General features: G+C 46.4%; 15 protein-coding genes. 12 read left to right on the top strand and 3 right to left on the bottom strand.

Annotation, left to right across the window (positions count from 1 at the left end; genetic code table 11):
- The first annotated feature begins 4 nt into the window (after positions 1–4).
- From cyoB to R7Q39_RS22630, 5 genes are all read left to right on the top strand, one after another.
- Positions 5–2,041 (top strand): cytochrome o ubiquinol oxidase subunit I, encoded by a 2,037-nt coding sequence (cyoB, locus tag R7Q39_RS22650; RefSeq protein ID WP_005375781.1) that lies wholly within the window; start codon positions 5–7, stop codon positions 2,039–2,041.
- Positions 2,031–2,633, top strand: a complete 603-nt coding sequence (gene cyoC, locus R7Q39_RS22645) for a cytochrome o ubiquinol oxidase subunit III (RefSeq protein WP_318076896.1) — start codon at positions 2,031–2,033, stop codon at positions 2,631–2,633. The genes cyoB and cyoC overlap by 11 nt, the downstream gene beginning before the upstream one ends.
- Entirely contained in the window at positions 2,633–2,944 is a 312-nt protein-coding gene (gene cyoD / locus R7Q39_RS22640) for a cytochrome o ubiquinol oxidase subunit IV (RefSeq protein WP_017634258.1), read from the top strand. The genes cyoC and cyoD overlap by 1 nt, the downstream gene beginning before the upstream one ends.
- Positions 2,905–3,819, top strand: coding sequence for a heme o synthase (cyoE, locus tag R7Q39_RS22635; protein ID WP_318076895.1), 915 nt, complete (start codon positions 2,905–2,907; stop codon positions 3,817–3,819). The genes cyoD and cyoE overlap by 40 nt, the downstream gene beginning before the upstream one ends.
- 671 nt (positions 3,820–4,490) lie before the next feature.
- The gene (locus tag R7Q39_RS22630) at positions 4,491–5,597 is read left to right on the top strand and encodes an NADH:flavin oxidoreductase (protein ID WP_017634255.1); all 1,107 of its coding nucleotides are present in this window, start codon (positions 4,491–4,493) and stop codon (positions 5,595–5,597) included.
- 80 nt (positions 5,598–5,677) lie between these two features.
- Here the strand turns inward: R7Q39_RS22630 and R7Q39_RS22625 are convergent, their stop codons facing one another.
- Complete coding sequence (locus tag R7Q39_RS22625) at positions 5,678–6,568, bottom strand: LysR family transcriptional regulator (RefSeq protein WP_318076894.1); 891 nt, start codon at positions 6,566–6,568, stop codon at positions 5,678–5,680.
- 155 nt (positions 6,569–6,723) lie between these two features.
- On the opposite strand from R7Q39_RS22625, the gene R7Q39_RS22620 reads away from it, so the two are divergent.
- The 7 genes from R7Q39_RS22620 (at position 6,724) to R7Q39_RS22590 (ending at position 14,512) form a co-directional block, all read left to right on the top strand.
- The gene (locus R7Q39_RS22620) at positions 6,724–7,122 is read left to right on the top strand and encodes a RidA family protein (RefSeq protein ID WP_017634254.1); all 399 of its coding nucleotides are present in this window, start codon (positions 6,724–6,726) and stop codon (positions 7,120–7,122) included.
- A gap of 73 nt (positions 7,123–7,195) precedes the next feature.
- Complete coding sequence (locus R7Q39_RS22615; RefSeq protein ID WP_017634253.1) at positions 7,196–8,656, top strand: aldehyde dehydrogenase family protein; 1,461 nt, start codon at positions 7,196–7,198, stop codon at positions 8,654–8,656.
- 69 nt (positions 8,657–8,725) lie between these two features.
- Positions 8,726–9,715 (top strand): membrane dipeptidase, encoded by a 990-nt coding sequence (locus R7Q39_RS22610; RefSeq protein WP_017634252.1) that lies wholly within the window; start codon positions 8,726–8,728, stop codon positions 9,713–9,715.
- Between the two features lie 109 nt (positions 9,716–9,824).
- Positions 9,825–11,426 carry a BCCT family transporter gene (locus R7Q39_RS22605; RefSeq protein WP_318076893.1) on the top strand — a complete coding sequence of 534 codons (1,602 nt, stop codon included), beginning with the start codon at positions 9,825–9,827 and terminating at the stop codon, positions 11,424–11,426.
- A 101-nt stretch (positions 11,427–11,527) separates the two neighbouring features.
- A complete protein-coding gene (locus R7Q39_RS22600) occupies positions 11,528–13,264 on the top strand; it encodes a hypothetical protein (RefSeq protein WP_318076892.1) in 1,737 nt (578 codons plus the stop codon).
- Positions 13,261–13,992 carry a DUF3726 domain-containing protein gene (locus R7Q39_RS22595; RefSeq protein ID WP_025767672.1) on the top strand — a complete coding sequence of 244 codons (732 nt, stop codon included), beginning with the start codon at positions 13,261–13,263 and terminating at the stop codon, positions 13,990–13,992. Before R7Q39_RS22600 ends, R7Q39_RS22595 begins: the two co-directional genes overlap by 4 nt.
- 142 nt (positions 13,993–14,134) lie before the next feature.
- On the top strand, positions 14,135–14,512 hold the full coding sequence (locus tag R7Q39_RS22590) for a nuclear transport factor 2 family protein (protein WP_318076908.1): 378 nt from the start codon (positions 14,135–14,137) through the stop codon (positions 14,510–14,512).
- 82 nt (positions 14,513–14,594) lie between these two features.
- On the opposite strand, the gene R7Q39_RS22585 is transcribed toward R7Q39_RS22590, so the two are convergent.
- A complete protein-coding gene (locus R7Q39_RS22585) occupies positions 14,595–15,590 on the bottom strand; it encodes an ABC transporter substrate-binding protein (protein ID WP_138940348.1) in 996 nt (331 codons plus the stop codon).
- A 141-nt stretch (positions 15,591–15,731) separates the two neighbouring features.
- Positions 15,732–17,966 (bottom strand): hypothetical protein, encoded by a 2,235-nt coding sequence (locus R7Q39_RS22580; protein ID WP_318076891.1) that lies wholly within the window; start codon positions 17,964–17,966, stop codon positions 15,732–15,734.
- Between the last annotated feature and the right edge of the window lie 415 nt (positions 17,967–18,381).

Below are 18,381 nucleotides of genomic sequence, written 5' to 3'. Positions count from 1 at the left end.
CGTAATGTTTGGAAGATTAACTCTTGATTCAGTTCCATTCCACGAACCTATTATTGTCATCACCCTAGCGGTTGTGGCGCTGGTTGGTTTAGCCGTAGTTTACGCGGTGACCAAAGCCGGAAAGTGGCAATATTTGTGGAATGAATGGTTTACTTCAGTAGACCATAAAAAACTTGGCTTCATGTACATCGCAGTAGCGATGGTGATGCTTGTTCGTGGTTTTGCTGACGCAGTCATGATGCGTAGTCAGCAACTCCTTTCTTCTGCGGGTGAAGCAGGTTACTTGCCACCGCATCACTACGATCAAATTTTTACTGCCCATGGCGTGATCATGATCTTTTTCGTAGCGATGCCATTGGTTATTGGTCTGATGAACATCATCGTGCCATTACAGATTGGTGCGCGTGACGTAGCTTTCCCGTATCTGAATAACTTGAGCTTCTGGCTGTTTGTTGTTGGTGTCATCCTAACAAACATGTCTCTCGGCTTAGGTGAATTTGGTCGCACCGGTTGGTTGGCGTATCCGCCGCTTTCAGGTATTGAGGCTAGCCCAGGAGTCGGGGTCGACTATTGGATTTGGGCGCTGCAGATATCAGGTGTTGGTACGACGTTAACAGGCGTGAACTTCTTCGCGACCATTTTGCGTATGCGTACACCGTCTATGCCAATGATGAAGATGCCAGTTTTCACTTGGGCGTCTCTGTGTGCAAACATTTTGATCATCATTTCATTCCCAATCCTAACGGTGACTATCGCTCTGCTAACGCTGGATAGATACCTAGGCATGCACTTCTTTACCAATGATCTTGGCGGCAACGTAATGATGTACGTCAACCTTATTTGGGCTTGGGGTCACCCAGAAGTGTACATCTTGATCTTGCCAATTTTTGGTGTGTTCTCAGAAGTCACCGCAACCTTCTCACGTAAAAAGTTGTTCGGTTACACATCGCTAGTTTGGGCTACCGTAGTTATCACGATTCTTGCCTTTGTCGTTTGGCTACACCACTTCTTTACGATGGGGTCTGGCGCGAACGTAAATGCCTTCTTCGGTATTGCCACGATGATCATTTCTATCCCAACAGGGGTGAAGATCTTCAACTGGCTATTCACCATGTACAAAGGCCGCATCCGCTTTACGACGCCAATGATGTGGACGGTGGGCTTCCTGATCACCTTTACTGTTGGTGGTATGACGGGCGTACTAATGGCTGTTCCGGGTGCAGATTTCGTTCTGCATAACTCAGTATTCCTAATTGCTCACTTCCACAACGTTATCATCGGTGGTGTGGTGTTTGGATGTTTCGCTGCGATCACTTACTGGTTCCCGAAAGCGACCGGTTTCACCATGAATGAAACTTGGGGCAAACGCGCGTTCTATCTTTGGATTATTGGTTTCTTAATGGCGTTCTTACCGCTTTACGCGCTGGGCTTCATGGGGATGACTCGTCGTTTAAGCCAAGACATCAACCCAGAATACTTCCCACTGTTGTCGATTGCCGCAGCAGGTACGGTTGTGATTGCGCTGGGCGTATTGTCTCAGTTCATCCAAATTTACGTGAGTATCCGTGACCGCGAGCAAAACCGTGATCTAACTGGTGACCCGTGGGGTGGACGTACTCTTGAGTGGGCAACATCGTCTCCACCGCCGTTCTACAACTTTGCGCACCTACCAAAAGGTGATGTGCTGGATGCCTTCTGGTACCAGAAACAAAGTGGCGAGTTCGATCCAACTAAAGAAGTGGAATACGAACGTATTCATATGCCAAAAAACACGGCAACAGGCATCTACGTGTCGGCTTGGTCGCTCCTATTTGGCTTCGGCATGATTTGGTACATCTGGTGGCTAGCGGCGGCAAGTTTGGTCGGTATTATCGTGACGTGTATTCAGCACAGCTACAACGATGACGTGGATTACTACGTGGAAGTTGAAGAGATCAAAGCAATTGAGGCCGAACGTCGAGCTCAGCTTGAAGAAGCGAAGAAAAACTCAGTGAAAGACAGCGAAAGTAAAGATGATCTGGAGGTGACGTATGCAAACTAATATCGCAGCACATCACGACCATGATCACCACCATGACACGAATGGCAACAAGCTATTTGGCTTCTGGGTTTACCTGATGAGTGACTGTGTACTGTTTGCGACCTTTTTCGCGACTTACGCTGTGCTGTCGAGCAATTCAATTGCGGGCCCAACAGGTAAAGACATTTTCGAACTCCCATTCGTTTTTGTCGAAACCATGCTGCTGCTGTTTAGCAGTATCACATTTGGTTTTGGCATTATCGCGATGAAGCGCAACAACGTTGCTGGTCTCAAACGTTGGATGTTAGTCACGTTCGCGCTTGGTCTTGGCTTTATCTGTATGGAGGTCTATGAGTTCCATCACCTGATTGAAGAAGGCTATGGGCCACAAACAAGTGCATTCCTATCGGCATTCTTTACGTTGGTTGGTACGCACGGCCTGCACGTAACCTTTGGTCTGATTTGGTTAGCGGTAGCGTATCATCAACTGTCGACGAAAGGTCTGAACGACAATATGGCAATGCGCTTTAACTGCTTAAGCCTATTCTGGCACTTTCTAGATATCGTTTGGATTTGTGTCTTTACCATCGTTTACTTACTGGGGGTAATGTAATGGATCAACATGTAGAAACCAGTTCGTCAGATTACGTGAAAGGCTTTATTGCCTCACTGATTCTGACGGTAATTCCGTTCTACTTTGTTTGGACGAAATCATTACCAGATACAACGACCTATGCGATTCTATTTGGATGTGCATTAGTGCAGATATTTGTTCACTTTAAATACTTCTTGCACATGGAAACAAAAACATCCGACGGACGTTGGAACCTTGTATCACTGATGTTTACCGTCATTGTTGTACTTATCCTTATCGCTGGCTCGGTATGGATCATCTACAACATGAACGTCAACATGAAGTTGTAGGTCAAGGTATGCTGAAAAGTTATTTGTCTATCACTAAACCGGGCATTATTTTCGGCAACCTGATTTCTGTTGCGGCGGGGTTCTTCCTCGCCGCAAAAACAGAACCAGCCAGTCTAATGTTGTTCGTTACGACGTTAGTTGGTGTTGGGTTAGTCATCGCTTCAGGTTGTGTGGTGAATAATATTTTCGATCGTGAAATCGACCAAAAGATGGCACGTACACGAAATCGTGAAACAGTGAAAGGCAACATCAATATCGATATTGCGTTTGTTTATGCACTTGCTTTATTGCTGGTAGGAACCGCACTGTTATTTATCCGAGTGAATCCACTATCCGCTGTCGTCGTGTTGCTTGGCTACGTGTATTACGTGTTCTTTTACACGATGTGGTACAAACGTAACTCGGTGTATGGAACCTTAGTGGGAAGTATCTCAGGCGCAGTTCCGCCATTGGTGGGTTACTTGGCGGTAACAAACTTCATTAGCTTGGAAGCGATTTTACTCTTTACCATGTTCTGTCTCTGGCAAATGCCGCACTCGTATGCCATTGCCATGTTCCGCATGCAAGACTACCGAGAAGCCGGGATTCCCGTATTGCCAGTTAAAGAAGGCATTCATAAAGCGCATCGACACATGAAAGCGTATGTCGTGGCTTTTGGAGCAGTATCGTTGGGGTTATTTTTACTAGGTGAAGCCGGGTATGAATACTTAGCGGTTGCAGCGGTTGTTTGCTTTATGTGGACGAAAGTGACCTTTCGCAGCATTGATGACAACAACTACATCGCTTGGTCAAAGTCGGTGTTTAAAGTCTCACTGCTAGTGGTGATGGGGATCAGTGGTGTGCTTGGTGTCGAGTTGATTCCTCTAGCTCTGTAACAACCAAACCTAAGCGTTTGCTAAACGCCAATATCTTTTGCTGCTGAATGCATGAATGGCCTTACCTGGAAGTAAGGTCATTTAACTTTCTATTGTCCTTTATTTTCACTGTTTTTCCTGTTCCTCCTCTAGCTTCACTATCACGTATTCATATCTAAAAGCAAAAACAACCAGTGTGTAAAACATAGTGGATCGCGCGTTTCCGCTGACGCGTAATAATGCCAAGAGATAGCGACGATTAAGCCAAAAAGTATAAACAGCGCAATAACTCTACTTACCATATGAGAATTCAATATCGATAGTTTGTAATGTAAACATTGGGGGGAGTGCTAGTTCCCATGGCAGCATACAAACTAACAATGTGAATGTTTGAGTTGAATCACCAGCTAGCGAAATACAAAAGCTTTACGACTGAAAGTGGGTGACGAAGCATCTTAGCTCCAGTGAAATGAACACGATTAAGAATCATCCTTTTACATAATCTAAAAACTCACTAAACCTTAACCCAGATTAAAGTTTTGCCACCCACGAGGCATTAAGGTGCGCCTGTAGTTTGCAGGTCTCACGGATTCAGAGAAGGAACAGCCATACGTTGTGTATCGCTGTTCCTTTTTTGTTCTTGTTTACTTGCGAAAAGATAAAACATAAAGACAACTTTAAGAGGACTGGTTTTGAGCATTTTGTTTTCCGAAGCCCGCATTGGCAACATGACCCTAAAGAACCGTTTTGTGCGAAGCGCAACGTGGGAGAACATGGCGACCGAAGATGGTCACATGACGGCAAAGCTTTACGATATTTACGAAACGCTTGCGAAAGGGGAAGTTGGGCTTATTGTCACGGGTTATGCCAATATCGTTGAAGAAGAGAAACCCAACGCAGGTATGATGGGGATCTACAGCGACTCTTTTATTGAAGAATACAAAAAGCTAACAGAGCTAGTACATCAACTAGATTCTAAAATCGTGATGCAAATTGCTTACGGTGGCACCAAAACCACCCATAACGTCGGTGAGCGTGTCATCTTCGCTCCGAGTGACGTGCCTGAGCGTGGTACAAATACGCAAGGCAAAGCGATGACAAAGGACGAAATAGACTACATCGTAAAGGCATTCGCATTGGCGAGTAAACGTGCTCAAGACGCTGGTTTTGACGGCGTAGAGATTCATGCGGCGCACACTTATTTAATTAACCAGTTTTTAAGCCCGTACTATAATCGTCGAGAAGACGAATATGGCGGTGACTTAGAAAATCGCATGCGCTTTCTTTTAGAAATTTATTCTGAAACCAGAAAGCTGGTTGGAAGCGAATTTCCCATCCTCGTTAAACTGACGGCAACAGAGTTCTTTGACGGCGGTTTAACGTTCGATGAAACTCGCGTCGTCTGTAAGAAACTTGAAGAAGTAGGCGTTGATGCGATCATCGTATCTGGCAATGTTCACGGCAAAGCAAACGAACTTGTTGGTCAAACGTTCGATGGTTACACACTACAAGAAGAAGGTTACTTTCACGAATATGGTCACGTGATCAGTCAGGACGTTAGCATACCGGTGATTACTGTCGGCGGGCTGAGCGACATTGATGCGATTGAGAAAATTGCAGAAAACACAGGTATCCAATTTTTTGCTGTGTCACGCCCTTTATTGGCTGAGCCACAGTTGATCAAACGTTGGAAAGAAGGCAATCGCGCACCAGTAGATTGCGAACGTTGCTCAAAGTGTCGTACCAAGCGTGGTAACTTTTGCGTGGTGTATAAGAACCGAAATCGTCGCAAAAAATAGAACGAAGCGAATACACAAATACAAATTAGCCTCCACTCTGAATATGGAGGCTTTTAATTATCCGCATGTTAATCGAACCATTATTTATCTTCTTTTTGATAGTTTAAATAATGCACACAAAGATCGTGAAATGCTTTAGCTTGAGGCGAGATCGTGCGATCGGTTAACGTAAATATACCAATTTGCCTTTCAAGTGGTGGATCGATAAGCGGAATCCAAACCAAGCGTGTTTCATTGGTTGGGAAAGCAAGCTTCGGTAGGGTCGTGACACCAATCCCAAGTTCTAAGACAGAAAACAGCGAAGTAATATTTTCGACCGAATAGAGCGCTTGCTGACTCAGAGCTCTTGCTGGGGTTGGATCGAGAAGTGTACAAGTGCCGTTACGGATAAAGGGTTGTTCCAACAAAGTTTGCCACTCGATTCCTTCTGGATGACTCGCAATAGGGTTATCCTTTAAACATACCACGCCTATTGGATCGGCTAACAGTGGCGTAAAGTCAATGCCGCCCTCATCGAGGTGAGAGGGGTTACCGAGCGCTAAGTCGACCTCACCGGAGAGTAGGCGAGCCTCGACGCCAGCGGCATTATCGTCTATCAAGATTACTTCTACATTTGGATACTGTTCGCAAAAGGCACCCAACACGCTAGGGATGAGCTTCGCTGCAACAGAAGGAACGCTCGCAATTCGCACTCTCCCTTGCTGTCCGGCAGCGGCTGCTTTGAGATCGTTGTCTAGTGCACTGTAGATATTGAGAAACTGAACCACTTTGGGCAGACAAATTTCACCAAACGGGGTCAATTTGGTTTTGTTTCCGGGTTCAAACAGCGTTTGCCCTAGAATTTTTTCAAGCTCTTTTATCGATGTGGACAGTGCCGCCTGAGAACGATTTGCACGATGTGAAGCGGCTCGAAAGCCTCCTTCCTCGACTACCATCACAAAATGCATTAATTGTTGAAGCTTAATACTCATCCCTAATGCCTCTTAATCCCTTTATTTACGTTATTTTAAACAGAGTGATAAGTTTAATTTATCAAATGTCAAAAATTTACCGTTAGATTTATCGCCTGTCAATGTGCATCATTTAACCATATTGAAACAAAGCTGTTACAAAGGTTGAAGGGCACGTGAACACTCCTACTAAAAAACACCCAGTTAAAACCAGTCTATTTGCTTCTAAAGCGCCGCTTGAATGGGCGATAGTCAACAACGGAACCCTGTATACGGCTCAAATTCCTATTGATGACACAGGCGCGGTTGTGGAAGGCGGTATCGAAGTACAAACACGTCAAACCTTTAACAATCTCATTCACACCCTGGAGTGTGCAGGGGAGTCTTTGGACTCGGTGTTGCAGGTCCTGATTTATGTGACTGACAGAGAATACTTAAAGACCGTTAACCAAGTGTACGCGGAATATTTTGAAGCGCCGTACCCAAATCGCGCCGCCATGGTGGTTGCAGGGTTAGCGCGAGAAGAGATGTTGGTGGAGTTTGTTGTCTACGCGTCGGCAAGCCAACCAGAATAAATCCAACGAGAATGATTAGAGATCAGTGAGTGAGTGGCTTGCCATCACAAATCGGAAGAACAAGGAAAGAACCATGACTTTTATTAACAATGTTCAAGCAGAAAAATCCCTCTATATAGCAGGTGAATGGCAATCGGGCATGGACACCATCGCCAATATTAACCCTTCTGATATCAGCGAAAACATTGGCGATTTCGCACAAGCGAGTGTGTCGCAAGTAGAGCAAGCGATTCAAGCGGCTAAATCAGCGCAGCCAGAGTGGGAAAAAACACCAATCGAGCGCAAGCAAGCAGTGCTACAAGCGATTGGTGATGAGCTCATTGCACGATGTGACGAATTGGGCACCTTGCTTTCGCGTGAAGAAGGCAAGCCATTTTCTGAAGGTCGAGGTGAGATATACCGTGCTGGCCAATTCTTCCAATACTTTGCTGCTGAGGTTCTGCGTCAAATTGGCGATAGCGCTGCTTCCGTCCGTCCAGGTGTCTCCGTTGAAGTTACTCGCGAAGCCGTCGGCGTTATCGCCATTATCTCTCCTTGGAACTTCCCAACAGCAACAGCGGCTTGGAAAATCGCGCCAGCACTTGCGTTTGGCAACAGCGTCGTCTGGAAGCCTGCCAACCTAACCCCAGCAAGTGCCGTTGCGCTGACAGAGATTATCCATCGCCAAGGTTTACCTGCTGGCACGTTTAACCTCGTTTTGGGTAGCGGTTCGCAAGTAGGTAATACCCTTATCAATTCGAAGGATGTGAACGGCGTGAGCTTCACTGGTTCTGTGGACACAGGCCGTAAAGTTGCAGCGGCAACGGCACCAAATTTTGTGCGTTGTCAGCTAGAGATGGGTAGCAAAAATGCGCTCGTAGTGGCAGATGATGCGGACATTCAGATTGCTGTCGAAGCAACAATCGCAGGCTCATTCTCGGGTGCAGGTCAAAAGTGCACCGCGTCTTCTCGTCTTGTCGTTATGGACGGAATTCACGACGCGTATGTTGAAGCGCTAATCAAACGCATGAGCGAACTTAAAGTGGGTCACGCTCTAGAAGAGGGCGTGTTCATGGGCCCTGTTGTTGATGGTAACCAGCTGAATGCGAACTTTGAGTGGATCGAAAACGCACGCCAAGCAGGCGCGGAGCTGGCTTTCGGTGGTGAGCGTCTGAGCCTAGAGCATGACGGTTACTATATGTCACCAACCCTGTTCTTGAACACACAAAACAGCTCGGAAGTGAACCAAGAAGAAGTCTTTGCACCAATGGCAAGCGTGATTCGCGTTTCTGATTTGGATGAGGCGATTGCAGTCGCGAACGATACGCGCTTTGGCCTGACAGGCGGCATTATCACGCAAAGTCTGCGCAATAGCGCGATCTTCAAACAGCAAGTCCAAACGGGCTGCGTCATGGTTAACTTGCCAACTGCGGGTACAGATTATCACGTCCCATTTGGTGGCCGTAAAGAATCTAGCTTTGGCCCTCGTGAGCAAGGGCAGTACGCCAAAGAGTTCTACACCGTGGTGAAAACCGCTTATCAGCGCCCTTACTAAGAACAGCAGGGTAGCTGATGGTGTCAGTTACCCGCACTGAAAGGCTAAGAAATTGTTTAAGGAGTGGTTATGTACCAACAACGGATTGTGATTGACGGATTGCAGTACTGCAATTGGGATCGAGAGTATTTCCAAACGCTTAAGGCGAGTGGCATTACCGCCGTTCATGCCACCATCGTCTACCACGAAACTGCGCGCGAAACCTTAACGCGTTTTGCTGAGTGGAACTTGCGCTTCGAGCAAAATGCGGACCTCATCATGCCTATTTATTCAATGGCAGATGTAGAAAAAGCCAAAGCAGAAGGCAAAGTCGGCATCTTCTTCGGCGCGCAAAATTGCTCACCAATCGATGATGAAATTGGTCTGATTGAAGTGATGCGCCGCCAAGGTCTGCTGATCATGCAACTGACCTACAACAACCAAAGCTTACTGGCGACAGGTTGTTACGAACAAAACGATTCCGGCGTAACTCGCTTTGGTAAGCAAGCTATTGAAGAGATGAACCGAGTCGGGATGATCATTGATATGTCCCACAGTGCGGAGCGTTCTACGTTGGAAGCCATCGATCTTTCTTCGCGTCCAATTTGTATCAGCCATGCTAACCCGACGTTTGCGCATGACGCACTGCGCAACAAATCCAACACCGTGATCAAAGCACTGACGGAGCGCGGTGGTTTGATTGGATTCAGTTTATATCCATTCCATTTGCCAAATGGCAGCCAGTGCACGCTGGATGATTTCTGCCAGATGGTAGCGAAAACCGCAGACATGTTTGGCGTCGACCATTTAGGCATCGGTAGTGATCTGTGCTTAAACCAACCGCAACAAGTATTGGAATGGATGCGCAACGGGCGTTGGTCAAAAGCGATGGATTACGGCGAAGGTTCAGCAAGTAACTCGGGATGGCCAGATGCGCTGCCATGGTTCTGCGGCAGCGCAGGGATGGAGAACATCTACAACGGATTAATGGGTCACGGATTCAGTGAATCTGAGGCTGGAAAAATATTGGGTGAAAACTGGTTCAACTTCCTTAAAGAAGGATTAGAGCCTTTTTCATAGCATTCCCCAAAGTAGGAACCGCCTGCCCACATAATAACAATACGGCAGGCGTAAAACTCACATTTGTAGCCAGTCTTTGGCTGCTGCAAAGAACCTCTGGAGCCAGAGTATGTCTGATTTAACCAATAGCATGAAAGCTTCCACGATGAGCGTGTCATCGGGCAAGTCGAAAGCAAAACACAACACATCAACAACAGAAAACACGACGGACAAATTAGGACTGAATAACCCGGCCTTTTGGTATAGCGGTGGTTTCATCGCGTTGTTCGTTGCTATTGCACTTTATGACGGCGAGCTGTTATCTACGATCGTTAACGCTGGCTTTGGCTGGGCAGTTCAGGTATTTGGTCCATACTGGCAGTTACTGCTGCTTCTCACTTTTCTTATTGGTCTTGGCTTGGCTGCAGGGCGAACAGGCAAGGTGATGTTGGGCGGGATTGCAAAACCAGAAATGGATTCTTTCCGCTGGATGGCGATTATTTTCTGTACCTTATTGGCTGGTGGTGGCGTTTTCTGGGCCGCGGCTGAGCCTATCGCGCATTATGTTAGCCCACCTCCTTTGTACGGCGCGCAAGATAACCCGCAGCAAGGTGCGGTGAATGCGTTGTCGCAATCCTTTATGCACTGGGGCATTCTAGCTTGGGCGATTGTAGGTAGCTTAACTTCCATCGTGGTGATGCACCTACATTACGACAAAGGTTTACCACTAAAACCCCGTATTTTGCTTTACCCAGTCTTGGGCGAACGAGCACTTAAAGGCCAACTCGGTGCATTGATTGACGCATGCTGCATTATCGCGGTAGCCGCGGGCACCATCGGGCCCATTGGGTTTCTAGGCTTGCAGGTTAGCTACGCGTTAAATGCGCTGTTTGATATTCCTGATGGCTTTACCACTCAACTTATCATCATCTTGTTTGCGATTGCTCTTTACACCCTGTCAGCACTCAGTGGATTAAGCCGAGGCATGCAACTGCTTAGTCGTTACAACGTGATTCTGGCAATGGCATTGATGGTTTACATCCTGTTTTTTGGCCCTACGAATTTTATCTTTAACGGATACATTCAAGGTGTAGGGAGCATGCTGGATAACTTTATCCCAATGGCGACCTACCGTGGTGATGAAGGTTGGCTAAGCTGGTGGACAGTATTTTTCTGGGGCTGGTTCCTTGGTTATGGTCCGATGATGGCAATTTTTATTGCGCGTATTTCCCGTGGTCGAACTATCCGCCAAATCATTTCCACCATCAGTATTGTGGCTCCGTTAACCACCTGTTTTTGGTTCACGATTGTGGGCGGCTCAGGCCTTGCGTTTGAAATTGCTGAACCGGGTAGCGTGAGTGCGGCGTTCGAAGGCTTTAACCTGCCAGGTGCTTTGCTTGCGGTGACTCAGCAACTACCAATGCCAATGCTGACTTCAATTCTATTTCTGATTTTAACCACGATCTTCATCGTCACGACGGGCGACTCAATGACCTACACAATCAGTGTCGTGATCAGTGGTGAAACGGAGCCGAATGCGATCATCCGTACCTTCTGGGGCGTAATGATGGGTGTGACGGCACTAATCCTGATTTCTCTTGGCTCTGGTGGCATCTCTGCACTGCAATCTTTCATTGTGATTACCGCGGTTCCGGTTTCGTTGATTCTGTTACCGTCACTTTGGAATGCGCCGCAAATCGCAATCAAAATGGCGAAAGAGCAAGGGCTATAACAATTATCTAATTCAAACAACGTGGAGCTTGTGCGGGTGTTTTCCTCCTGCATCCGCACAAACCCTAGTATTCTTACAATAACAAATAGGTGGTGAGCAAAATGGATGCACATCGTTCTACTTATACGGAAGCAACTATGCGCGATGCAGCGATTGTCATGGCAGCCGAAAGGCTTGGCGCAATGCACCAAAACCGAATCAGCTTTGTTCGCAGTCTGATTCGTAATATGGCAAGCCAAAACTGGCAAGTAACCAAGCATGAGTGGCAGCTTTGTCCTCGTGGTTATGGTCATGTGATTTACAAATTGACCACGCCAGAGCACGTTTATCATTTGGTGGTATTCTGTGATGAAATTGCCGACGACGAGCGTAATGATCGCGTAATTGCTGAAAAGTGGGACGTCACATTTGCACTGGTTCAAGGCGATGTTGATGTTACTTTGTTGGAAAGATTGCGAGAAAATGTACCGCTGCAAGAAGCGGGACGTAATCCAAACAACGTACTTGTTCTTGCTCGCGCAAACAAAAGTGTGCGCGTGTTTGAGCACATTGTTAGCGCGCTTTCTCAAGGCGAGCAGCCTGAGCCGAAAGAGTTAGCGGAAGTGGGTTATATCCTGCGTACCACAGCTGTTTATGGTAACGGAAAGTTTGGTATCGCCGATTTCAAACTGTTAGAGAACAACTCAGATTTCAGCCAGTCTTTTAGTGCGCAAATGTGTGCCGTATATATGTTGCGTGAATTCAGCCTAGATTGGGTGCACTATCTGGCACTTCAACAAGGTGGCGACAACGTGGTGGCTTTGCATCGTGGCTTGCAGCGCTACCTTGGTGTCGGCAATGCGACTGGCTTAGGCATGGCTCCATACTTGATTAATCACCCGTGCATCGTTGACCAATGGATGACCTCTCGCGAACGTGCGGTAGCGCGAGTCTTTGCGATACCATGTGAAGCTTCATTCCATGCTCCTTTGCAAGGATTACTACAAAAAGCACAGCGTCATTTAGAGCAAGTCATCACCATCAATGAACATCAAGACAGGCTCAATCATCAAGCGATATCAGACATCAAACAACTGCTATCAGAGCTAACAACGTTAATGGCATTACATCCGAACTGGGCGAGTTTGGTCGAGCATAAGAAAACAATGAGTGTGGAAGCCCAAGAAATCCTCACCTCTTGCTTGATCGAACTCTACCCATCTTTGGTGGACGAATTTGCTAGCCAAATGAATACGGATGAAACGTTATCGATTCCGGGCGGGAAAAAGATCCAAGACTTACTGGAAGTGTTGCAAAACAAATACCGCTGGGCGATTGATGCGGATTACTCACTGGCCGAGAACAATTATTGGTTCTGGTATCGTTCACAAGACAAAGAAGAGCCAAGGCTTGGTGTTCGCGGGGAAGAGGCTGGAGAAGAAAAAGAACTGCCGCTTGATATCGGCAGACAAGTGAATCGCTTGTACCAGGCCTTGCTTGACTGTGATGTAGAAATGTCCGTAGCAGAGTTTCTATTGCAAAAACCGGCTTATCGTTCGATCACACGTCGCGTATGGACGCTAGGCAACCGTGCGATGGGGGATATTCAAATGAATGTGCTGCGTAAAGATGCGTTACCAATGCACTTACTGCGTTGTAAATTGGCGATCTTTGGTGCGACTAAATTTGATCCACGCTCGGATCGTTGGGTTCGAGTAACTTTTTTCCAAGGCGCGCCGCTGTTGGATGAAATTCACGATCCTAAACTGGCAGACACATGGATTTTCCCTAGCATGCCGCCGCGTGACGAAATTGCGCAAAGTGATAATCAAAAAATCAGTGGAGGATTTGAATTATGATCGTCTCTCACAACGAATTGGTGGCCGCCGTTAATAAGGCATTTCTTGGCATGCGCCGTCACTGTGGTGAGGCGGATGTCATTGCGAACATGGTGGCGGACTTGCAAATGGTTGGCTTACATGGAGTTCGCCATTTTAATAACGCCAGTCTGTTTCTTGGGTTAGATTCAGACTGCGCCGTATCGGTGACCAACAGCACGCCGTCAAGCATAGAGGTAGAACTGCACAACGGGAGTGTAGCGTGTCATTTACCCGCGGTGTTGGATTTCGCGCTCGAGAAAATGATTAACCGTAAGTCGATTACTATCACGTTGAAGCAGTGCCATAACCGTTGGCTGGGTTTCAGTGAGTTGTTGAAGCTCTCTGCGAAAGGCATCGCGTGTCGCGCACAATGGGTCAATGGTTCTAGTCCCAAGCGAACACTTTATGTGTTAAACCGTGGACGAATCGCACCAGAAGTCTTTTTCTCGGATCAGTTTGATGGGCATGATACGGATTTGCATAGTATGGTTATCGAGCTCTCCGTGAACGATTTCGATATCGAGAAAAGTGCACAAGGGTATACCACCCACATTGAAGGTGATGAGTTAAGCCGCACGCAACAAGCTTCTTGGCAAAATGGTATCTTTGTCGAAGACCAAGAATGGGAAACACTGAAACAAACCGCAACCGCGTTGCTGGTGGAGAACAGTGAGCGTTCTATGCTCGGTGCTGGCGGTGTGGTTTAAGCGATGAAAGGCGATGATTCCAAGTAGAAGTGATGAAGGCTGCTCTTTAGCGGCCTTTTTTGTGCGCGAAGTTTGGTCACTTCTGAAGTTCAAAGACTATGATTACCGTTATCCGCAAGATGGAGCAACACAGGTAAGAAAAATGGATCTGCAAGAGAATAAAAGAAATGCCATTGCGTTTTACGAAACCGCCTATAGAGGTAACCCAAGAAAGGCAGTTGAAGACTACGTAGGTGATGAGTACATCCAGCACAATCCATTAGTTGGAAATGGCCCCGAGGCTTTTATCGAGTATTTTGAGCGGATGCAAAACGAGTATCCCAATAAAGACATTAAGTTTGTGCGAGCCATTGCTGAAGGGAATTTGGTGGCACTACACACTCACCAAACATGGCCTAATGATATTGAATACGTGACGATGGATTTCTTTCGTTTTGATCATAATGGGAAAATCGTCGAACACTGGGACGCTCTGCAAGAGATCCCTAAAGAAACATTGAATGGTCACACCATGTATTAACGAGTCGTTGATTAGTCTCCCATGCCGTTTATTCAAACGGTATGGGAGGTTAAATGATTTGTGGCACTCGAAGTATTAATCATCAAAGCGCTTTTTCGATTCTCACCGCGACGTCTTCAGATACCCAGCCTTTCCACAAGTCAGGGTAGGTATTAAAGAAGTAAAACATCGCTTCTTCACCGTCCGCGTAGTTATCTTCCATCCAGGCCAGCATTTCACTCATTTGCTCGTTGGTAAATCCGCGTTTCTGCAAGTACGCGAATGCTTGGGGTTCTTTGCTCGCAAACGCCTCAGTTGTTACTGTGCGAACTGGAGAAGGTGGGTACATTGTTACTTTTGGTGAAGCGCAATCAGGCTGAGTGGTACAGTTGCGATACTCTTCCAAATCTGTTCCGCTACCAAAATCCACTTTGACCATATCATACTTGCCCAATACGGGTGTTGGTGACCAGTAGTAACCAAACCAAGGCATTTTGCGATCATAGGCTTTGGCGATGGTACCAGCTAGTGCAGCGCCAGAGCCTGGGTCAACCATCTCAAAGCCGTGCTCACTTAACCCTAATGCATTAAACAAGTGACCGGAGGTGATTTGGCATGTCCAACCAGCAGGGCAGCTATAAAAGGCGAACTTGTCATCATCCTCTGGGTGTTCAAATAGTTTGGCGTGCTTGATGACGCCTTCTATCGTCGCGAGCTCTGGATACTGTTTTACCAGATAGGCGGGAACCCAAAACCCTTCTTCACCGCCATTGACAAGCGATTCACCAGCGATACGCAAGCGTTTATCCGCAATCCCTTTATCAAGTGCTTCTTTAATGCCGTTTGTCCATAACTCTGGCGCAACGTCAGGTTGCCCCTTTTCAATCATTGAGGTGCCTGTAGGAACGCTATCACCAGGGATCAATTCCGCATCACACTGGTAGCCTTCATTTAAGACAAATTGGTCGATGTGCGCCATTAAGCTGGCCGAATTCCAATTCATGTCTGCGATGGTTATTTTTCCGCATTCGTCCGCATTTGCATGAGTAGATAATGCTGATAGCAGCAGAACAGAGAGCATTGAAGGTGTCGTCTTCATGTGACTGAATTTCCTTGTCGTTGTCATTTACTTCAGTATATACATCGGTTTATAAAGATTCAGTGAACAAGTTTTTTTCAGTGACGTTAAGCATAAAAACGGTGATTTATGAAGCGTTTGGTGAGAGGGGTTTAAAGGGCGTTAATACAGCAAGAACACTCCTTCGTAGCCGCCAATCTCAATATGAGAAACATAGTCGCCGATGTTACCGTCTTGATCTACAGGTCGCATAGGCTCTGGAAGTGCGATAGTTATCTTCGGTGAGGAGAAGTAATCGATATTTTTGCCAAAGAAATCAGTCCGATACAGCACTCGGCCTTTGGTGAATTCGCGGGCTAACACCATCTCTGTAGGGCCATGCATCACTACCGTATCGTCTGAGTGATACGCAAAGTACGTATGGGTTGGTAACAAATCGATAGCGCCATTAGGCAAGTCAGGATGAGCCACTTTGCTCATAGAAGCATCTCCAATCACCGTGTAATCGGCGGAATAGGGCGTGCTGGTGGACATCATTAGCGGAGTCGCCTGATACCCATCTGGGATTTGATTGGTTGGCGTACCTAAATCGATGGCAAGCAAGGTGCTAGGTTGATAAGCAATATTCTTTGGTACGCCTGCCTTCCAGAAGTTGTCACTTGTTGTGTTATTACTTCCATATAAGTAGCCATTGTTCCACTGATTAAAGTAACTGCGCTCAGGGTGATAGTTTAAGTAGAACACCGCTAGTGCAGAGTATTGGTCCTGTTTCCAATTGTCTTCTGTGTTCCCAAAGTATTGAACGCGACCATAACGCGTTGTCGCTTGATAAATCACTTTCTGGCCAGCTTTGGCGAGTGCAGAGTTATCCCAAAACTTAGCTAACCCAGCATAGCCACTAAAGCCGGTAGAAGGGAAAAGGTAGTGCTCGCGCAAGTACAAGGAGCCAGCGTTAACCAAGTGGTTTTGCCCATTACGACCGAATAAGTTTGCCGTACCTATGTTGAGGCCAATTAACGCATCTTCATCCAGCGTTGCCAGTTTATTCAAGAACGCCGAGAATTGCGCTTTGTACGCATCGTCAGCAGCTTGGCTACCCGCCACCAAACCAAGCTCATCCACCGTACCACCGGAATAAACGTAGAACTGATTTTCTCCGAGTAACTTATTCGTGTCGTCGTTGTACGCACCATTTAAACCTTGTTTCGCCCATTCAGCTTGGTAATAGTGGCGCATTGTATTGGTAAAAACGGGATTACCGAGATTGGTCAATGCCCAAGAAGAGGTTTGATTCCACATACGACCAAATGGAATAACCCGTGACTCCCAACGAAATCGTGCCGTTGCATTCTTATTCGAACGGTTTTTGTATTCATTCCAAGAAAGATAATTGTCTTGGTTTCGATCTGCAGATTTGTCAAAGCCACGAATTTTACGCCAGCGTTGAATGGTTTGACCTTCAGGTGTCTCCGTTGGTGCTCCTGAGATATTGACGGCAGGGAAGCTATCTTTGAGTTGAATGTTTTCGAGACGTGGGCGGTTTTCTATGTTGTCGTCATGCCAAGTAATTTTCGCAACGTAAAGGCGGCCGCCGTCGCGTAAAAAGGTGGAGCCAAAGTACTGACCGCCACCATAAGTTTTTCCGCTACCATCATGCGTTGTAGCGCGAACCCAATCCGAAGGAACAGACCAGCTTACTGTTTGGTTTTTAGTCATGTTCTCAGTTTTGTCTTTTTTAATCGCGAAGCTTTTCCATTCAGTTACCCGACCAAACGAGTCGATAGCAGAAGGGTATTCAATCGTGAAGCTGCCGCCTTGAGCAAACTGAGAGAACGTAAATGCTAAGCGGTCGAACTTCTCTGAGTGATAAACATAGAGCGCGCCACCATCATTCGCCTGACCAAATACGTCAGCATCCCATGGTGGCTGTTGATATAGCCAAAAACCGGCGTGGTCAGCACTGGCGGTATAACCAACGATCATCGGTTTTCGATTGAGTAAGGTATTTTCACCATGGCTAGAGTCTACCTCTGCGATGATGGTGTTTTCAGAAAAGTGGAGAAAGAAATCTTCGTAGTCAATTCCACTCAGTTCTGCTTGGTTACGTATATCGTTTTCCAGCCAACCTGAGTTAAGTTCCAGCTTTTGGTTGTACATGTAACCAAGCGCTTTTACACGCTCGTTATCACTCTTATTTTCGTAAGCTCCAAACACGATATCGGCATTATCCAACTCCCATTCAAGTGCAGCGGCAGCAGAGATAGGCTTATCTTGAAGATCAATACCCTGTTCATGCAATCCAGGTAACACGATTGCTGTTCTACTCCAAACGCTGGGTATAGAAAGTAAGCTCAGAGAAGCAAGTGCAATGAGAGAAAAACAATGCGACTTCAACATGGGGTTATCTCACTCATACTTAGATGACTCGAATTAAGGGCCAGAATACAAAGAGAAATTATAGTCCATTCACAAAGTCCTAATCAGGAACCCGCCGATAGAAGGCTTTACCGGAAATCGAGGGGGGAAGCCCGGCAAAAATGAGAAGGTCTGCGTCGGGTGTAGTACGTTCAAAGACTCAAAATTCCGTCTACACAAGCACAAAATTAACCAGAATTTTAACCTTGTTTCGATTGCCATCATATTGTTGGATTTTCATCAACAATTTCAGTTAAAACCAACTGATTAAACCAGTCATATTCTCTGTTGTATTGATTGCTTATCATACAAAAATTTAACAAAATTAATTTTTATACATTTTTATTGCATAAAAAATCCTTTTGAGTAATATAAATGCCAAGTGACAATTAATGCG

The organism is Vibrio sp. 947, from assembly GCF_033339115.1.
GTDB lineage: Bacteria > Pseudomonadota > Gammaproteobacteria > Enterobacterales > Vibrionaceae > Vibrio > Vibrio alginolyticus.
The sequence above is the reverse complement of the archived record's forward strand: the minus strand, read 5'-3'. Positions and strand labels throughout refer to the sequence as shown.

Bases quoted from the DNA above. Each gene is read 5' to 3' on its own strand.
- R7Q39_RS22585 (WP_138940348.1), bottom strand. From the start codon at position 15,590: ATGAAGACGACACCTTCAATGCTCTCTGTTCTGCTGCTATCAGCATTA.
- cyoB (WP_005375781.1), top strand. From the start codon at position 5: ATGTTTGGAAGATTAACTCTTGATTCAGTTCCATTCCACGAACCTATT.
- R7Q39_RS22600 (WP_318076892.1), top strand. From the start codon at position 11,528: ATGGATGCACATCGTTCTACTTATACGGAAGCAACTATGCGCGATGCA.
- R7Q39_RS22615 (WP_017634253.1), top strand. From the start codon at position 7,196: ATGACTTTTATTAACAATGTTCAAGCAGAAAAATCCCTCTATATAGCA.
- R7Q39_RS22595 (WP_025767672.1), top strand. From the start codon at position 13,261: ATGATCGTCTCTCACAACGAATTGGTGGCCGCCGTTAATAAGGCATTT.
- cyoD (WP_017634258.1), top strand. From the start codon at position 2,633: ATGGATCAACATGTAGAAACCAGTTCGTCAGATTACGTGAAAGGCTTT.
- R7Q39_RS22590 (WP_318076908.1), top strand. From the start codon at position 14,135: ATGGATCTGCAAGAGAATAAAAGAAATGCCATTGCGTTTTACGAAACC.
- R7Q39_RS22605 (WP_318076893.1), top strand. From the start codon at position 9,825: ATGTCTGATTTAACCAATAGCATGAAAGCTTCCACGATGAGCGTGTCA.
- cyoC (WP_318076896.1), top strand. From the start codon at position 2,031: ATGCAAACTAATATCGCAGCACATCACGACCATGATCACCACCATGAC.
- R7Q39_RS22610 (WP_017634252.1), top strand. From the start codon at position 8,726: ATGTACCAACAACGGATTGTGATTGACGGATTGCAGTACTGCAATTGG.
- R7Q39_RS22580 (WP_318076891.1), bottom strand. From the start codon at position 17,966: ATGTTGAAGTCGCATTGTTTTTCTCTCATTGCACTTGCTTCTCTGAGC.
- cyoE (WP_318076895.1), top strand. From the start codon at position 2,905: ATGGATCATCTACAACATGAACGTCAACATGAAGTTGTAGGTCAAGGT.
- R7Q39_RS22625 (WP_318076894.1), bottom strand. From the start codon at position 6,568: ATGAGTATTAAGCTTCAACAATTAATGCATTTTGTGATGGTAGTCGAG.